Origin of the sequence: Roseomonas aeriglobus (genome assembly GCA_016937575.1) — a bacterium.
GTDB classification, from domain to species: Bacteria; Pseudomonadota; Alphaproteobacteria; order Sphingomonadales; family Sphingomonadaceae; genus Sphingomonas; species Sphingomonas aerigloba.
The window spans coordinates 477,970-495,001 of sequence record JAFHKN010000002.1 but is presented as its reverse complement, the minus strand read 5'-3'; the positions used below and the strand labels follow the sequence as shown (position 1 = coordinate 495,001).

Sequence of the window (17,032 nt, the reverse complement as noted above, 5' to 3'; positions counted from 1 at the left end):
CGCCATCCCCGCGAAGGCGGGGTTCCAGGGCCCCACGCGGCTCGCTCGTGACTCTGGATCCCCGCCTTCGCGGGGATGACGCAAGGAAGTGACATGAATCCCTTCGACCTTACGGGCCGCGTCGCGGTCGTCACCGGTGCGAACACCGGCATCGGCCAGGCGATCGCGCTGGCGCTCGCCGCCGCGGGCGCCGACATCGCCGCCGTCGGCCGCTCGGCCGCGACCGATACCGTCGAACAGGTCCGCGCGATGGGCCGCAAGGCCGAGATCGTGTCGGCCGATCTGTCGACGATCGAGCCCGTGCAGCGCGTGGTCGACGAGACGGTCGAGAAGCTGGGCGGCCTCCACATCCTGGTCAACAACGCCGGCATCATCCGCCGCGCGGACGCGGTCGACTTCACCGAGGAGGATTGGGACGCGGTCGTCGACACCAATCTGAAGTCGGTGTTCTTCCTGTGCCAGGCGGCGGGCAAGCACATGATCGCGAATGGCGGCGGCAAGATCATCAACATCGCCTCGATGTTGACCTTCCAGGGCGGCATCCGCGTGCCGAGCTACGCTGCGTCCAAGTCAGGCATCGCGGGCGTTACCAAGCTGCTGGCCAATGAATGGGCGACCAGGGGCGTCAACGTGAACGCCATCGCGCCGGGCTATATCGCGACGAACAACACCGCCGCGCTGCAGGCGGACGAGGTCCGTAACAAGGCGATCGTCGACCGCATCCCGGCGGGCCGCTGGGGTGACCCGAGCGACTTGGGCGGAGCGGCGGTGTTCCTGGCGAGCCGCGCGGCGGATTACGTCCAAGGACATATTCTGGCGGTCGACGGCGGCTGGCTGGCGCGCTGACAAGGTTATAACGTCATCCCCGCGAAGGCAGGGATCAATCGCCGCTGAATGACCTGAGACTCACGAACTTCAGCCAGAATTGATCCCCGCCTCCGCGGGGATGACGACAATGGAGGGGTGGCAATGGGCAGGTTCGTAGCCTTCGGCGAAATCATGCTGCGGATGTCGCCGCCGGGGCGCGAGCTGTTGCTTCAGACGCCGAAACTCGACGTGTGGGTCGCAGGCGCCGAAGCGAATGTCGTCACCCAGCTCGCCCGCCTGGGCCACGACACCGCCATCGTCAGCGCCCTGCCCGCCAACGGCCTGGGCGATGCCGCGATCACGACGTTGCGCGGGTTCGGCGTCGATACGCGCCACATCCAGCGTCGCGACGGGCGGATGGGTTTCTACTTCGCGACCACCGGCGCCGGCTTCCGCCCGACCGACGTGTTGTACGACCGCGCCCATTCGGCCTTCGCCACCGCGCCCGCCGATGCCTGGGACTGGGATACGCTGCTAGCCGGTGCCGACCGGCTGCACCTGTCGGGCATCACGCCGGCGCTGGGGCCGAACGGCACCGAGGCGGCGATCGCCGCGGCGCAGGCGGCAACGCGACTGGGCGTGCCGGTGTCGTTCGACGGCAATTACCGCGCGCGGCTGTGGGACGCATGGGACAGTTCGCCCCGCGAGACGCTGACCAAGCTGATCGCCCATGCCGACGTCCTGTTCGGCAACCACCGCGACGTCTCGCTGCTGCTCGGCGAAACCTTCCACGGCGACGGGCCGGAGCGGCGTCGTGAAGCAGCGGAGGCCGCCTTCGCGCATTTCCCCAAGCTGCAATTCATCGCCTCGACCGCGCGGCACGCCGACGACGCCGACCGCAACCGCGTGTCCGCCCGCGTCGACACCCGCGAACGCGGGCTGCAGACCGAGGAAGCGCTGATTACCGGGATCGTCGACCGGATCGGTGCGGGCGATGCCTTCGCCAGCGGCATCCTGCACGGTTTGCGGCAGGGGTTGGCGCTAGAGGACGTCGCGCGGACGGGTCTGGCGCTCACCGCGCTCAAGCATTCGCTGCCGGGTGATCTCAGCCTGTTCCGACAAGCCGATATCGACGGGTTCTTTGAGGGTGGGTTCGACGTTCGGCGATGATCGCGTCGCCCCCACCCTTCCGCGGCTGCGCCGCTCCCTCCCTCTCCCGCCGGGAAAGGGAAGGGGCCCGCCGCCATAAGCGTTGGGAAGGGAGAGGATGATGGATCGACGCACTTTCGTCGGCGCAGGCCTGGCGCTCGCGGCTACCCCGCCGCTGGCCGCCCAGCGCCGTCCCCGTCGCTGGACCGGCGCGATCGAAGGCGGCGTCCACGCGTTCAAGGGCATCCGCTACGGCACTGCCGAGCGCTTCCGCGCGCCGAAGCCCTACCTCCCCATCGGCACAACGCCCGCGACCGCGTTCGGTCCGTCCTGTCCGCAGTCGAGCAAGATCGCCCCGACGTCGGAGGATTGTCTCTATCTCAACATTTGGACCGCCGAGCCCGATGCGAGAGTGGGCAAGCCGGTCATGGTCTACATTCATGGCGGCGCCTATTCGAACGGCAGCGCGGTCGATCCGCTGCACGACGGCCAGCCTTTGGCGGCGCAGGGCGATGTGGTGGTCGTGACCGTCAACCACCGGCTGAACGCCCTCGGTTACCTCTACCTCGCGCGGCTCGACCCGCGGTTCCCCGACAGCGGCAATGCCGGGCAGCTCGACCTGATCCTCGCGCTTCAGTGGGTGCGCGACAATATCGCGAGCTTCGGCGGCGATCCGAACCGGGTGATGGTGTTCGGCCAGTCGGGCGGCGGCGCGAAGATCGCCACGCTGATGGGCACCCCCGCCGCGCGGGGCCTGTTCCACCGCGCCGCGACGATGAGCGGACAGCAGGTCACCGCGTCCGGTCCGATGAACGCCACTGCCCGCGCGCGCGCCTACCTTGGCAAGCTGGGGGTGAAGGATAGCGACCTGTCGCCCTTGCTGACGATGCCGGTCGAACGGCTGATCGACGGGCTGTCGGCGACCGACCCGATTCTGGGCGGCGGGGTCTATATGGGTCCGGTGCTCGACATGCGGTGGTTGACCCGCCACCCCTTCTGGCCTGACGCCAACCCGATTGGCAATGCCGTCCCGCTGATCCTGGGCAATACAGCGCGCGAGACGGGGGCCTTCATCGACCCGGACAGCGCCAAGCTGCGCGGGCTCAGCTGGGACACGCTGCCCGACCGCATGGCGCCCGAGTTGCGCATCGACCTTCCGCCCGAATGGATCGTCGCGCAATATCGCGAGCGTTTTCCGCGGATGACGCCGATGGACGTGTTCTACGACGCCACGACCGCCGGCCGCAGCTGGCCGGGCCAGGTGATCGAGGCGGAGGCGCGCGCCCGTGCAGGCGTGCCCGCCTGGGTCTACCAGGTCGATTTCGCCAGCCGCACCGACCCACGCCGCGGCGCGTTCCACACGATGGACATCCCGCTGGTGCTCGGCACGCTCGACCGGCCGGGGTCGCAAACCGGCACCGGGGCGGACGCGCGGGCGGCGAGCAAGGCGATGCAGGACCGGTTCGTCGCTTTCGCACAGACCGGCGTGCCCGACGCGCGCTGGCCCCGCTATGACCTAAAGACCCGCGCGACGATGATCTTCGACGCGACCAGCCAGGTACAGAACGATCCCCGCGGCTGGCAACGCGAACTGTTCGCCCGCGCGCCCTATATCCAGCCGGGGACGTGACGCAGCTCAATCGGTATCGTCGTCGTCGTCCGGCTTCGCGGGCACAGCGGCCGCAACCTTTTCTGCCGGCTCGCCGGCGTCGATCATCTTTACGAGTTGCAGCGCAAAGTTGGTCTTCGCCTGGGCATGGGGGTTGAACGCCAGCGGAATCAGCGCCTGGCGTGCTTGTGACACTTGCCCCAACCGCAGCATTTCGCGCGCGGCGGCGAACCGCAGATTAGGGTCCTGCGGCGCGTTTTCAAACGCCTTGAGCAGTGCCGCAGACGCATTCGCGGTCGGCGCGATCCCCTGCTTTCCGTAGGTGCTGTAAAAGGCGGCCAGTGGCTCGGCCGCATCCGGGCGGGCGGTCGCGGCCTTGCTGTACCAGCTGCGCACCACCTTCCACGTCGCGGCATCGGTGGCCTTGGCATCGACCGCACGGCGCTGTGCGACATGTCCCTTGTAGAGCAGGGCGTCGATATTGCTCGCATCGATCGCCAGCGCACGGTCGGCAGCGGCATCCGCCTGCGCGTCGTTACCGGCGTCGAATTCCGCTTCGGCCAGCGCGGTCTGCGCGCCAGGATCGGTGGCGAACGGCCCTGCGAGTTGCCGCGCATCGCCGACAATCGCCGGCGCTTCGGCCTTTTTGACCCCGCGATCCGATCGCAGCCGGATCGGCATCATCGCCGCCTCCCCCGCGGACAGCGCCCGGACGACGATCGGCCCGGGCTTCACGCGGTCGGCGTTGAAGGAGGTGTAGGTGAGCGGCCGCGCCATATAGCTGTCCATCGCGCGGTCCAGCGCACGCAAGTCGCCGAACGCCTGCTGCGCGGCCTCCAAGTTGGGCGTGCCGCCCGATAGCAGGGTCAGATATTTGGTGACTTGCCCCGCACGACTCTTGTCGAAGGTCAGCATGTGGGTCAGCAGCCAGGCGCGACCATAGAACAGGTCGCCATTGCCATTGTCGTCGCCGCTCAGCAGCTTTTCGATCGGAAGCGATTGGGCGTTCAACAGTGTCGGCGCGCGGTGCCCTGCCTGACGACCGACGTCGACCCGCCCGTCATCGGCGATCAAGGCTGCGGAAAAGACCTCGGCAAACCCCTCCGCATACCATTTCGGCAGGCCGATCCGCGTCGCACGAAACATGATATGATGCGCATATTCGTGAAACAGCGTTGCGTCCCCGCTCCCGGCCCGACCGCGGCTCTCGCGCGGAACATAGGCAACGCTGGCCATACGCGGCACGTAGAAGCCGGCAACCATGTTGGCCTTGCGCGAATAGAGCGCCTGGATCGCATCGACGTCGGGCACGACATAGACGGTCACCGGATTGGCAAGGTCGCTGGGCTGGCTGGGCACGTTGCGGACGATCCGCATCGTCGCGTCGAACCGTTCCAGCCGGTCGGCATAGCGTCGCACCCATGCCTCCGGCGCATCGGCATAGATCCGGAAATGATCGCTTTTCGCCTCGTGCCATTCGGCATGGGCCGGAACGGAGGCAAGCGTCGACAGAACGATGGCCAGCGGGCGGAGGTATCGCGTCATGAACATAGGCTAAGCCGCTCCCGCAGCACTGGAAAGCGCTTTTACGTCCGCTTCGACCACCATTCCGCGTAGGGCGTATCCTTCACCTTACGCCGATTGTAATCGGGCGTGCCGTCGTCCCACCATGCCGGACCGCGCTCCCCCAATGCGATCTTTGCCGCCTTCACCTCCGCACGGGCCGCCTTTACCGCGGCGTCGGTCTTCGCCTGTCCGACTGCGCGGCGGGCGGCCATCAGTTGCTTGACCAGCGTCTCGCGCTCCGCCTCGCCCAGATCGGGGCGGGTCGCACGCCACAGCGTTTCGTCGACGACGATGTAGCGGTCATCGGGCGTTCGGGGCGGGTCGGTCACTTCACCGGAACGCGTGACTTCAGCGGATAGGCCACGATCAGCGACAAGGGCTTTGCGCCCGTCTGGCGGATGCCGACATTGGCACCTTCGAAGAGATAGGCGGTCATGCCCGGGCCGAGGCGACGTTTCGTGCCGTCGCTCTCCACTTCGCCCTCCCCCGACAAGACGTAATAGACCTCGTCATGGGACAGGACATGCAGGCCGATCGCAGCGCCCTTGTCGAGTGCACGGCGCCGGAATTCGAAGTTCCGTCCCGGCACCGCGTCGGTGATCCGCCAGGCGGTGCTCATGCCGATGTTGCCGTGCGGCACGGGTTCGCGGGTGCGCACATCCTTTTCGTCGACGACCATCATCGGCGGAGCCGTCTGGAGGAGGAGGGCGAGGAGAAGCATGATGTTCGGCCTTCCGGTTTTCATTTCCTCCCCTGCACGGGGAGGTGGCAGGCCGCAGGCCTGATGGGAGGGGTGTCACCCTTTCCGGATAGCGGGGACACCCCTCCGTCGCGCTGATGCGCGCCACCTCCCCTCACATCGGAGGATTTGGGTTCATTTTCGCATCGCAGCGTCGCGTACCGACAGATGTTCCTGCGGCACGTCGCGGGTCTGGCCTGGATAGCGGCCGGACCTGGGCTCCATCGTGTCGAGGTTCCAGTCGGCCTCGACGAAGGGCGCGCGCGTCGGCTTGAACGCGGGATAGGCGCTGACCTCCGTTTCGTCGTTGATGATCGCACCGCGACCCTCGGCGACGAAGAAGAAGACGCGAATGTCGTCCGCATCGCGGTCCCAGGGCCGGGCACCCGCATTGGCCAGCACATGCGTTTCGACGTCGCGCGCATTCAGCACCGGCAGGCCCGGCACCCAGACGACGGGTTTGGCGACCTCGATCAGCTTCGCGCGCGTCTCACCATAGCGGCCGAACATCGGCAGCGGCTCGCCGTACTTGTCGACCGCGATATTGTCGCGAGCGTGGTAGCGTAGATCCCCGTCGCCGCCAAGCATCAGGAACGGCACCCGCCCGTCGGTCGACGGCCCACCGCGATAGACGTTGCCGACCGCGCTCAGCTCGCCGGTGACATAGGGATGCCCCTCCCACTCCAGGGCCATCAGATTATAGTGGAGCGCGCGCTTGCCGGCGTCGTAGATCAGGTTGTTGACGAACACGCCCTGCGCGCCGCCCTTGAACAGCGCGCTTCGCTCGACGTTATGCGCATAGAGGTTGCGCCAGATGGTAATGCCGGTCGCATTGTCGTGGATCAGCGACCCCTTCGAATGCTCGCCCTTGGGATGCGAACTGTCGGCGAGCCCTTCATAGGCGGCGTTATACTGGAACGTGATGTTATGGCTGGTGCCACGGCGCCACTCCTCTACCGTCTTTCCGGTAAAGCGCGGGCCGCTGGCGGACATATTCTCGTCGACCGCCCAGCTGAACGTGCAGTGGTCGACGATCACGTTGTACGCGCCGACGGTGGAGAAGGCATCGGCTTCCCAGCCGGAGCGCTTGGCCTGGCCGCTGGCGCCGGTGCGCACGCGGATGTGGCGCAGGATGACGTCGTGCGCCTTCACGTCGATCCCGCCCCGGATGAGCGTGATGCCGGGGGACGGCGCGGTCTGGCCGGCGATGGTGACGAACGGCTCGGTGATCGTCCAGCTCTTCAGCCCCATGTCGATCACCCCGCCGACCTCGAACACGATGATCCGCGGGCCCTTGGCATCAAGCGCCGCCTTGAAGCTGCCGGGGCCATCGGCGTTGAGATTGGTGACGCGAATGATCCGTCCCCCGCGGCCGCCCGGCGTCCGGGCGGCGGGGCCGACGGCCCCCGGGAAGGCAAGCGGCGCGGTGGCCGCCGTCGGCGCCGCCACTTGCGCCGGCGCCGTCGACAGGCCGCCCATCGCCAGCGTGATCGTCGTCGCTAGGCCAAGGATCATCGGTACGCGCATTCCAGTCCCTCTCTCTGCCCGACGAGCTTGACACGCTCCCGCCGTGGCTTCAAACACGAGAATTGACACCGGTTTCCACAAAAGACAAGGGCCGGCGACGGATCGCGAACACCGCGGGCGTCGGGAGAGGGACTGGTAAATCGCGTGCGCCCTCGGGCCGCACCCTTCCCTCCTCCGTCAGGCCGGCAACGTATCGGCACGGGGAACACCGGCGGCAGCAGATATCGCTACCGGTGTCAGAAGAAGAGGTCCGTCATCGACGGGTCGATACTGGGAGGATGACAATGGCACTGTTTCGCACACTCGGCACCGTCTCGACCGCTGCGCTGACGCTCGCGCTCGCCAGCCCGGCATACGCGCAGGCGACGGACGCGCAGACCACCGGCACAACGACGCCCGCGCCGGAGAGCGATGCGGCAGCCGAAGACATCGTGGTCACCGGCTTTCGTGCCTCGCTCGACGCTGCGCTGGACGTGAAGCGTCAGTCGGTTAGCGCGGTCGATGCGATCGTTGCCGAGGACATCGCCAAGTTCCCCGACCAGAACCTCGCCGAATCGCTCCAGCGTGTCCCGGGCATCTCGATCCAGCGCGACGGCGGCGAAGGCCGCGCGATCACCGTGCGCGGTCTCGGGTCGCAATTCACGCGCGTCCGCGTGAACGGACTGGAAACCATCGCGACCAGCCATGACGGCGCTGCCTCCAATCGCGATCGAGCGTTCGATTTCAACGTGTTCGCGTCCGAACTGTTCAACTCCATCGTCGTCCACAAGACCGCGGAAGCGTCGCTCGACGAAGGCTCGCTGGGCGCCGTCGTCGACCTCAACACCGGCAATCCGCTGGGCGGCAAGAGCGGCGTGACCTTCGTCGCCTCGGCACTCGGCTCATACAACGACCTGGCCAAGACCTGGGGACCGCGTCTCGCCGGGCTGCTGAGCTGGAAGTCGCCGTCGGGCACCTTCGGCGTCGCGGTGTCGGCGGCGTACCAGAAGACCGACACGCTGGAACTGGGCAACAACACGGTGCGCTGGAGCCAGGCGCGGTTCGATTCGGTCAACGGCACGCCCTGCTTCCAGGCGAGCGCGACCAACACCGCGGCGCAGGCCAATGCCGGCGGCGTGTATCGCCCGTCGGCGGCATGCGACACTGCGGCGCTGAGCTTCCACCCGCGCATCCCGCGCTATGGCGAAGTCGGCCACGATCGCGAGCGCCTCGGCATCACCGGCAGCGTGCAATGGGCACCGTCCGACCGGACCAAGGTGTCGATCGACGGTCTCTATTCGCGCTTCAAGGAGGACCGCGAGGAAAAGTGGGGCGAAGTGCTGCTGCGCTCCAACGAACGCTCGATCGACCTGATCAACCCGGTCTATGACGCGAACAAGACGATGATCTCGGCGACGCTCAACGACGCCTGGGTCCGCACCGAACATTTTCTGAAGCGCTCGAAGACCGAATTCTACCAGGTCGGCGGCAGCTGGGACCAGGACGTGACCGACCGACTGCGCTTCACGGTCCTGGGCGGCGTGTCGAAGTCGAACGCCGACGTGCCGGTCGAGACGACCTTCGTCTTCGACGATCGCGACGCGCAGGGGTACAGCTTCGATTATTCGAACATGCAATTCCCGAAGCTGACGTTCGGCACGAGCGTGACGGATCCGGCCAATTTTCAGCTGGCCGAAATCCGCGACCGCCCGTCGAACGTCACCAACCGGTTCCGGACCGCACAATTCCGCACCGAATGGGACGTGGTGCCCGACGCCTTCACGCTGAAGGCGGGCGCGGTCTATCGCCGGTTCGGGTTCGATTCGACCGCCTTCACGCGCGACACGGTCGTCTGCGGCAATGGCGGCGTCGACCGCGTGCTCGGCACGCTGACCTGTTCGGCGTCGAGCCTGTTCGGCCCGACCGCCATCTACGGTTTTCCCGCCGCCAATCTGGGCGAACTGTTCACGCTGGGCAAAGCCGGGCAGCCGAGCGGCACGACCACCCAGTTCCTGATCCCCGACCTGCAGAAGTCGGCCGATTTCACCAAACTCTACAGCCGCGCGCTGACGGTCGATGCCGGCAACACGCGCAGCGTCGTCGAAAAGGTGACGGGCGGTTACTTCCAGGTCGACGTGAAGGGGGAACTCGCCGGCCTGCGCTATGCCGCGAACGGCGGCGTACGCTATGTCCACACCGACCAGTCGAGCTCGGGCCTGTCGAGCGGGACGCCGGTGACGGTCACGCGCAGCTATGACGACTGGCTGCCGTCGATGAACATCGCGCTGTTCCCGCACCGCGACATCATCCTGCGCGGCGCGATCGCCCGCGTCATCACGCGCCCGGCGCTGGCCAATCTCACGCCCGGCGGGTCGGTCGACGGGTTCAATTACAACATCAGCTTCGGCAACCCCTTCCTGCTGCCGTTCCGCGCGACCGCGTTCGACCTTGCGGCCGAATGGTATTTCGCGCCGCAATCGATCTTCTCGGTCGCGCTGTTCAAGAAGGACGTCGAAAGCTTCCCGATCGGCGTGACCCGCACCGGCAGCTTCGCGTCGACCGGCCTGCCAACCTCGATCATTCCGCCATCGTCGCCCGCCGCGATCAATCCCGAAGGGCGCGAATGGAACATCAGCACGGTGACCAACGGCACCGGCGCTTCGTTGAAGGGTGTCGAGGTGTCGCTGCAGCTGCCCTTCACCTTCCTGCCCGGCGTGCTGCGCAACTTCGGCGGCATCGTGAACGCGACGCTGATCGATTCCGATGCGACCTACCGCGTCAACGGGCCGATCGTGAATGCCTGCGTGCCGACGGCGACCGCCGGCGTCTGCAACCTGGGCCCCAACGTTCAAGCCGACCGCACGACCACCTTGTTCGGCCTGTCGCGCCGCGCGGTGAACGGCACCTTGTACTATGAAGACAGGAAGTTCTCGGCCCGCGTCAGCGGTGCGTTCCGCAAGGGCTGGGTCGATGCCAATTCGGCGACCGGTAACGTGTTCGAAGGCTATGGCGACACGCTGAACATCGATGCATCGGTGCGCTACAAGCTGACCGACTGGGTCGAGGTGTCGGTCGAAGGCGTCAACCTGACCGACGAATATCGCTATCGCTACACCGATCTCGACGCCCAGCGGAATTACGAGAACAACCACTTCGGCCGCACCATCCTTGTCGGGGCGCGCATCAAGCTGTAACCGGCCCTTAGCCTATCCTCGTCAAAGGGCGTGCCTGTCTCCCCGGACCGGCACGCCCTTTCCTGTTCGGGCCATCGCCGCTAGGGGCGGCGTGATCTACGATAGGGGTTCGGTATCTTGCGCATCACGATGATCGGAACGGGGTATGTCGGGCTGGTGTCCGGGGCCTGTTTCTCGGATTTCGGGCACGAGGTCGTGTGCGTCGACAAGGACGCCAAGAAGATCGCCGCGCTGCATGACAACGTCATGCCGATCTACGAGCCCGGTCTGGCCGAACTGGTATCGGCCAACGTCCGTGCCGGGCGCCTCACCTTCACCACTGACTTGGCCGAAGGCGTGAGGGATGCCGACGCCGTGTTCATCGCGGTCGGCACGCCGAGCCGCCGCGGCGACGGGCATGCGGATTTGAGCTATGTCTTCGCCGCGGTGCGCGAAGTCGCCGCGGCGCTGACCAAGCCCGCGGTCATCGTCACCAAGTCGACCGTGCCCGTCGGCACCGGCGACGAGGTCGAGCGGATCGTCGCCGAGGTCGCCCCGGACAAGGGCATTACGGTTGCCAGCAACCCCGAATTCCTGCGCGAGGGTGCGGCGATCGGCGACTTCAAGCGCCCCGACCGCGTCGTCGTTGGCGCCGAGGACGAGCGAAGCCGCGAGGTCCTGCGCGAGATCTACCGCCCGCTGTCGCTCAACCAGTCGGCCCCGATCGTCTTCACCGGGCGGCGGACGGCCGAGATCATCAAATATGCGGCCAACGCCTTCCTGGCGGTCAAGATCACCTTCATCAACGAAATCGCCGACCTGTGCGAAAGCGTGGGCGGCGATGTGCAGGAGGTCGCGCGCGGCATCGGTCTGGACAACCGGATCGGGCGCAAGTTCCTGAACGCGGGGCCTGGCTATGGCGGGTCGTGCTTCCCCAAGGACACGCTGGCGCTGCTCCAGACCGCGGCGGACAACGACGTGCCGCTCAGGATCGTCGAGGCGACCGTGCAGGTGAACGACGCCCGCAAGCGCGCGATGGGGCGCAAGGTCATCAAGGCGATGGGCGGCGAAGCCCGCGGCAAGACGGTCGGCGTGCTCGGCCTGACGTTCAAGCCCGACACCGACGACATGCGCGACGCCCCCAGCCTGGCGCTGATCCAGGCACTGCAGGACGCAGGTGCGACGGTGAAGGCGTATGACCCGGAAGGCGTCGAACAGGCGCGCCCGCTGCTGAGCGATGTCGCGTTCGCCGCATCGCCCTATGCCGCGGCAGAGGGTGCCGATGCGCTGGTGATCGTGACCGAATGGGCCGCGTTCCGCGCGCTCGATCTGGGTCGGATTGCCAAGTCGATGAACGACCCGGTGCTGGTCGACCTGCGCAACATCTATCCGCCGGAAGAGGCGGCACGGGCAGGGTTGAAGCTGACAGGGATCGGCAAGGGCTGAGCGGCCGCTCGCCCCCTTCTGCGAAGACAATCGCTTCAGCAGATCACGCAGGTGTCTGCCGCCGGCCCATGATTACGCGCGTCGGTGAGGGCACCTGACGGGCATGACGCTTGGGCTTTCCGCGTGTCCGTCCTATGTTGCGCCTTCACCGTGACCGCCACGACTCCTGAGCGCCCCGTTTGGCGGATGGCCTCGCAGCGCCTTTTCGCGGGTGTGCTGGCGCTGCTGTTCGCGTGGCACGCCATGCCGGCGGCGGTCCCGGTCGCGCCAGCGGGACCCAGCGTCCACGTCACGGGCGCCGTGCCTGGCGTTTCGGCCCTGCGGGACGCGGCCAAGCTCGGCCAGCCGACCGCCCGCCTGAGCGCCGCGCGCACCGCGGCCGGTCCCGATGGTGCAGCGCCCCCACTCCCGCCGCCACTGACGCTCCAGATCGCCGCTCTCGTCCGACCGTCACAGGCCGGCTGGGTGGCGACCGATGCCCCTGCCCTGCCTCGCCGAACCGGCGACCTTTATTCCGCACGCGCCCCGCCGCGCCGGTCCTGATCCGCTCGCACGCGAGCGGCACCGTTTCGTCGACGACGACCTTCCGCGCCGCCTTCAGGCGGCGCCGTGCGCGTTCGCGCGCTCATCAGGACCAATTCTCATGCACGACACTATCGACACCACCACCCGCGACCGCATGGCGGCACTGCTCGACCGGCATCCCGACCTCAGCTCCGACGAACTGAACGAGCTCATCGACTTCCTGGCCCACGGCCCGATCGTCGACCGCGGAATGCTCCGCGGCGACCCGGCGTATACCGCGACGATCGAGGCGATTCAGGCCGAGCATAAAAGCCATTTCCGCGCCGGTGTGGCGCCGACGCTGGCAGTGATCGCGCTCATCACCGTGCCGATCGCGCTGATGCTGTGGATCGCCGTCCGCTACGGCTGAGCAAGGGCGGGCGGCGGGTTTGTCCCCGCCGCCCGAGCCTTATGCCGAGCTGCCCTTCGCCCGAGCCGACAGCCAGTCGGTCAGTGCCGACAGCACGGTCGTGATGACGAAGGTGAAATGGATGATCGTCAGCCATTTCAGGTTGGTCTCGTCGACCACCGTCTCGCCGATCCCCATGAAATATTTGAGCAGCTGGATGCCCGAGATCGCCACGATCGAGGCGTAGAGCTTCAGCTTCAGACCGGCGAAACCGACGCTGCCCATCCAGCTCGGGCGATCCTCATGCCCGACATTGTCGATCTTGCTGACGAAATTTTCGTATCCCGCCAGGATCACGATCAGGATCAGATTCGCCGCCAGCGCGAGATCGAGCAGCGACAGCACCTCCAATATCGCCGATTCGACGCTCATCGACCAGATGCTCGCGGTCGCATGCAGGAATTCGCGCACGAAGACGCCCAACAGGATGCAGATCGCAAGCACCAGCCCGACGTAAAAAGGCGCGAGCAACCAGCGCGAGCCAAACAGCACCGCCTCAAAGGCTTGTTCGATCTTCTTGAGCATATGCCCCCCCGGATTGCTCTGCTCACCCGTCCTACCGAGGCTTGTGCGGCGGGGCTAGCCACAACGTCTGTAGCCATGCGTCGTAAATCGGCGATGGGACTTGGGAAGACGCCGAAGAACGGTATACTGATCCAGATTGCAAAAAGGGAGATGACCGATGCTACGGTACGCGTATCTCTTGGGCCTCGCCACGATGGCTATGGCGCCCGTCGCGGCCCAGCAATCGACTCCGACGACCTTGCCCGACGCATCGTCGCCGAACGATGTGATCGTGAGCGCACTGCGGATTCCCCGCGAGAAGCTGCCCACTCAGATCGAATGGGACCAGAGCAATGTCCTCGGCGGTCGCATCGCCCGCGAAAAGGCGGATATGTTTTTGCGCTGCGCGACGAAAATCAGCCGGCTGAGCACGCTTCGCCGCATCGTTGACGGTATGCCCAACAGCGCGGATGCCCGCACGGCCCAAGGATCGCTGCTCGCGGCGAGCGAAGGCTGCTACCCTCCGGAGCACCTAGCTGCGCGCTATGCCGCGGTCGCTGGTCCCTTTTCCTCGCCCTATCCCATCGCGCCGATCGATCTGGGCACGTCGTCCCTCGATCGCGGCGTCATCATGGAAAGGGTATTGATGAAGTACGCGCCCGATGCGGCCCTGACGCGCGCGCAAACCGAAAACATTGCGATCCGCGAGCGGTTCAACATCCGCGAAGAGGAACGCAACCGCCTGCGACAGCCCGGTGATCTGGGCGCACTGCGATTCGCCTCCTGCCTCGTGCGGCGACAGCCCGAACTGGCGACGCGTCTCGTCAAGTCGGCGCCGGGGACAGACCTCGAACGCGGCCTGACGCAGACGATCATCATCGAAGCCCGTGAATGCGTCGGCGATGCCAAGCGTGTGACGATCGACCCCAACGTCATCCGGGTCTATGTCGTCGACGCCTTCTACCGCTGGGTCGTCGCCGCGCGCGGGGTCGACAGCCTGATTCCCAAGGACGCCTAACCCGCCGCCTGCATCTGCGCCATCAGCGCATCGTCCTTCTCCCCGCCGCGGATGTAGGCCGGACGGCTCGCCAGCCGCGCCATGTAATCGGCGAAAGCGTCGCGTTTCGGCAGCCAGCCGAATTGCGATCCCCACAGGATGTGCGAGCCGACATAGACGTCCGCCGCGGTGAAGCGGTCGCCGGCGATATAGTCGTGCGCGGCGACCGCCTGTTCCAGCGTGTCGATCACCGTGTCGAAGCTGCCATAGCCGACCATCCGCGACTGTTCGGGCGTCACGACGATCCCGCGCGCCCGCTCGGTCGCCGCCGCCTCCAACGGGCCGGCGGCGAAGAACATCCAGCGGTAATAGTCCGCGCGATCGGCCGGCACGGGCGCCAGGCCGGCATCGGGAAAGGCATCCGCCAGATAGGCGCAGATCGCCGCGCATTCGGTGACGGCGTGCCCGCGGTGGACGATGGCGGGCACCTTTCCCATCGGATTGATCGCGCGGTACGCGTCGGACTTCATGCCGGCCGCATAGTCGAGCATGACCGTCTCATAGTCGGCGCCGGTTTCCTCCAGCATCCAGCGGACGATCCGGCCGCGCGACTGGGGATTGGTGTAGAAAATGAGGTCGCTCATCGCTGCCCCGCTCACAGCGTCTGCTTGAACAGCGCGAGCTGGCGCGCCCACGCCTTTTCCGCCTGCGTCGCGTCGTAGACCTTGCTGTCGGGCGGACACCAACCGTGCTGCGCCGGATAGACCTCGATCTCGGCCGGAACCTTGGCGGCGGCGAAGGCCGTGCGCAGCGTTTCCTTCTCCTGTGGATTGCGCGCATCGTCGTTCTGCGCGACCGCGATCAGATAGCCGCCCTTCATCTGCGGGATGAGCAGATGCGGGCTGTCGGGCTTGTCGGTCGCCAGGCCGCCGCCGTGGAAGCTCGCGCCCGCACGAACGCGCTTGGCCTGCGTGCCTGCGGTGTAGAGCACCATCGGTCCGCCCATGCAGTAGCCGGTGGTCGCGAGCCCGCGCTTCGTGTCGGTCTGCGGCTGCTTGTCGATCCACGCAACGAAGGCGGCAGCGTCGCGCTTCGTCGCGTCGGGCGTGAGCAGCGCGCGCCACGGCATGATCTTCTCGCGCACGCCGGGCGTCTCCAGCGTCTCGCCGGGCTTGATGAACGGCGTTCTGGTCGACCGGTAGAACTGGTTGACGACGAGCACGCTGTAACCCGAACTCGCGAGGCGATCGGCCATCTGGCGGAACGCGGGACGCAGGCCGTAGATGTCGGGCCAGACCAGCACGGCGGGATGCTTCCCCTTCGCCGGCGCGACCCAATAGCCGTCGCAGGTGCCGTCCGCGGTGGTGATCGACACGTCCCTGCCGCGGGTGGCCTGCGCATCGGCGGGACGCGGCAGGACCGCGACGATGCCCGCGGCGCCGGCGATCGCAGCGAAGTGACGGCGGCTGACGGCGCCGTTCGACAGATAGGCTTCGTTATCGGCTTCGGTCAGGTCGTCGCACATCGGGAGCTCTCCTTCGCAAGCCCGTGAGTCGGGGCTGGGTTGCGGGAGAGGGTAGTGCGAAACGAAGCGAACCGGAATATCCTCCCCTGCAAGGGGAGGTGGCGCGCGGCACGCGCGTCGGAGGGGTGTCCCGCGATCCGGAGAGGGTTATACCCCTCCGTCAGGCCTGCGGCCTGCCACCTCCCCTTGCAGGGGAGGATTTGGTTCAGGACGCGCCACGCCGTCGGACGGGACGGCTGCGCCGCCCCGCCCCCCGCGCGGCGCGAGTCCATGATTAGCTGGCGCTAATCACGGCACGCTTAGCGCTTGAACAGCGTCTCCGCGGTGTGTTCGACGGGCGCGCTCGACCCTTCGTCGCTGCCGTCCGCCTCACGCGAGGCGGCTTCACGCTCGGCGCGCAGCTGGCTGAGCAGAGCCTCGCGGTCGCCCTCGAGGCGCGTGTCGGTCGGGGCTTCCTGGCCGCTCGCCTTCGCCGCCTTCGTCACCAGCGCGTCAAGCTCGCGCTGGCTGGTCAGGCCCAGGGTCACCGGGTCCTTCGGCACGATGTTGGCGATGTTCCAGTGGCTGCGGTCGCGGATCGCGGCGATCGTCGTGCGGGTCGTACCGATCAGCTTGCCGATCGCGCCGTCCGAGATTTCCGGGTGGTTCTTGATGATCCACGCGATGCCGTCGGGCTTGTCCTGGCGCTTGCTGACCGGCGTATAGCGCGGCCCCTTGGTGCGGCGGACCTGCTCGGGACCCTTCAGCATCTTCAGGCGGTAGTCGGGATCGGCCTGCCCCTTCTCGATCTCGTCCATCGTCAGCTCGTGCGCGCGCACCGGATCGCGGCCCGTCAGCTTGGTCGCGGCGGTGTCGTCGGCGATCGCCTGCACTTCCAGGATGTGGAGGCCGCAGAAGTCGGCGATCTGCTCGAAGCTGAGCGCGGTATTGTCGACCAGCCAGCTGGCGGTCGCATGGGGCATGAGCGGCTGGGTCACGGCCGTAGTCTCCAGAAACGATAAGGGCCGCCCCAACGAAGGAGCGGCCACCTTGCACCTG

Annotated in this window: 16 protein-coding genes; 8 read left to right on the top strand and 8 right to left on the bottom strand. The window is 66.9% G+C overall.

Features of this window, described 5'->3' with window-relative positions; all coding sequences use genetic code 11:
• The first annotated feature begins 75 nt into the window (after positions 1 to 75).
• The 3 genes from kduD (at position 76) to JW805_02800 (ending at position 3,586) form a co-directional block, all read left to right on the top strand.
• Positions 76 to 846: a 2-dehydro-3-deoxy-D-gluconate 5-dehydrogenase KduD gene (gene kduD / locus JW805_02810; protein ID MBN2970949.1), complete on the top strand. Its 771-nt coding sequence runs from the start codon at positions 76 to 78 to the stop codon at positions 844 to 846.
• A gap of 123 nt (positions 847 to 969) precedes the next feature.
• Entirely contained in the window at positions 970 to 1,977 is a 1,008-nt protein-coding gene (locus JW805_02805; protein ID MBN2970948.1) for a sugar kinase, read from the top strand.
• A 97-nt stretch (positions 1,978 to 2,074) separates the two neighbouring features.
• Positions 2,075 to 3,586: a carboxylesterase/lipase family protein gene (locus tag JW805_02800; protein MBN2970947.1), complete on the top strand. Its 1,512-nt coding sequence runs from the start codon at positions 2,075 to 2,077 to the stop codon at positions 3,584 to 3,586.
• Positions 3,587 to 3,592: 6 nt separating this feature from the next.
• On the opposite strand, the gene JW805_02795 is transcribed toward JW805_02800, so the two are convergent.
• The 4 genes from JW805_02795 to JW805_02780 all read right to left on the bottom strand — a co-directional run bounded on the left by JW805_02795 (position 3,593) and on the right by JW805_02780 (position 7,397).
• Positions 3,593 to 5,110: a hypothetical protein gene (locus JW805_02795; GenBank protein MBN2970946.1), complete on the bottom strand. Its 1,518-nt coding sequence runs from the start codon at positions 5,108 to 5,110 to the stop codon at positions 3,593 to 3,595.
• Positions 5,111 to 5,151: 41 nt separating this feature from the next.
• Positions 5,152 to 5,460 carry a hypothetical protein gene (locus JW805_02790; GenBank protein ID MBN2970945.1) on the bottom strand — a complete coding sequence of 103 codons (309 nt, stop codon included), beginning with the start codon at positions 5,458 to 5,460 and terminating at the stop codon, positions 5,152 to 5,154.
• Positions 5,457 to 5,852: a cupin domain-containing protein gene (locus JW805_02785; protein MBN2970944.1), complete on the bottom strand. Its 396-nt coding sequence runs from the start codon at positions 5,850 to 5,852 to the stop codon at positions 5,457 to 5,459. Before JW805_02785 ends, JW805_02790 begins: the two co-directional genes overlap by 4 nt.
• Before the next feature lie 153 nt (positions 5,853 to 6,005).
• A complete protein-coding gene (locus tag JW805_02780) occupies positions 6,006 to 7,397 on the bottom strand; it encodes a hypothetical protein (GenBank protein MBN2970943.1) in 1,392 nt (463 codons plus the stop codon).
• Between the two features lie 284 nt (positions 7,398 to 7,681).
• Here JW805_02780 and JW805_02775 point away from each other — a divergent pair, with 284 nt between their 5' ends.
• The 4 genes from JW805_02775 to JW805_02760 all read left to right on the top strand — a co-directional run bounded on the left by JW805_02775 (position 7,682) and on the right by JW805_02760 (position 12,929).
• Positions 7,682 to 10,570, top strand: coding sequence for a TonB-dependent receptor (locus JW805_02775; GenBank protein ID MBN2970942.1), 2,889 nt, complete (start codon positions 7,682 to 7,684; stop codon positions 10,568 to 10,570).
• 117 nt (positions 10,571 to 10,687) lie between these two features.
• Positions 10,688 to 11,995, top strand: a complete 1,308-nt coding sequence (locus JW805_02770) for a UDP-glucose/GDP-mannose dehydrogenase family protein (GenBank protein ID MBN2970941.1) — start codon at positions 10,688 to 10,690, stop codon at positions 11,993 to 11,995.
• 150 nt (positions 11,996 to 12,145) lie between these two features.
• Entirely contained in the window at positions 12,146 to 12,538 is a 393-nt protein-coding gene (locus JW805_02765) for a hypothetical protein (protein ID MBN2970940.1), read from the top strand.
• Between the two features lie 100 nt (positions 12,539 to 12,638).
• On the top strand, positions 12,639 to 12,929 hold the full coding sequence (locus JW805_02760) for a hypothetical protein (GenBank protein MBN2970939.1): 291 nt from the start codon (positions 12,639 to 12,641) through the stop codon (positions 12,927 to 12,929).
• A gap of 39 nt (positions 12,930 to 12,968) precedes the next feature.
• On the opposite strand, the gene JW805_02755 is transcribed toward JW805_02760, so the two are convergent.
• Positions 12,969 to 13,481, bottom strand: a complete 513-nt coding sequence (locus tag JW805_02755) for a TIGR00645 family protein (GenBank protein MBN2970938.1) — start codon at positions 13,479 to 13,481, stop codon at positions 12,969 to 12,971.
• Positions 13,482 to 13,650: 169 nt separating this feature from the next.
• On the opposite strand from JW805_02755, the gene JW805_02750 reads away from it, so the two are divergent.
• A complete protein-coding gene (locus JW805_02750) occupies positions 13,651 to 14,490 on the top strand; it encodes a hypothetical protein (protein ID MBN2970937.1) in 840 nt (279 codons plus the stop codon).
• On the opposite strand, the gene JW805_02745 is transcribed toward JW805_02750, so the two are convergent.
• The 3 genes from JW805_02745 to JW805_02735 all read right to left on the bottom strand — a co-directional run bounded on the left by JW805_02745 (position 14,487) and on the right by JW805_02735 (position 16,971).
• On the bottom strand, positions 14,487 to 15,113 hold the full coding sequence (locus tag JW805_02745; protein MBN2970936.1) for a glutathione S-transferase family protein: 627 nt from the start codon (positions 15,111 to 15,113) through the stop codon (positions 14,487 to 14,489). The two genes, JW805_02750 and JW805_02745, sit on opposite strands and share 4 nt — an antisense overlap.
• An 11-nt stretch (positions 15,114 to 15,124) precedes the next feature.
• Complete coding sequence (locus JW805_02740) at positions 15,125 to 15,994, bottom strand: dienelactone hydrolase family protein (GenBank protein MBN2970935.1); 870 nt, start codon at positions 15,992 to 15,994, stop codon at positions 15,125 to 15,127.
• Between the two features lie 299 nt (positions 15,995 to 16,293).
• Positions 16,294 to 16,971, bottom strand: a complete 678-nt coding sequence (locus tag JW805_02735; protein ID MBN2970934.1) for a DUF1013 domain-containing protein — start codon at positions 16,969 to 16,971, stop codon at positions 16,294 to 16,296.
• Positions 16,972 to 17,032: the final 61 nt, after the last annotated feature.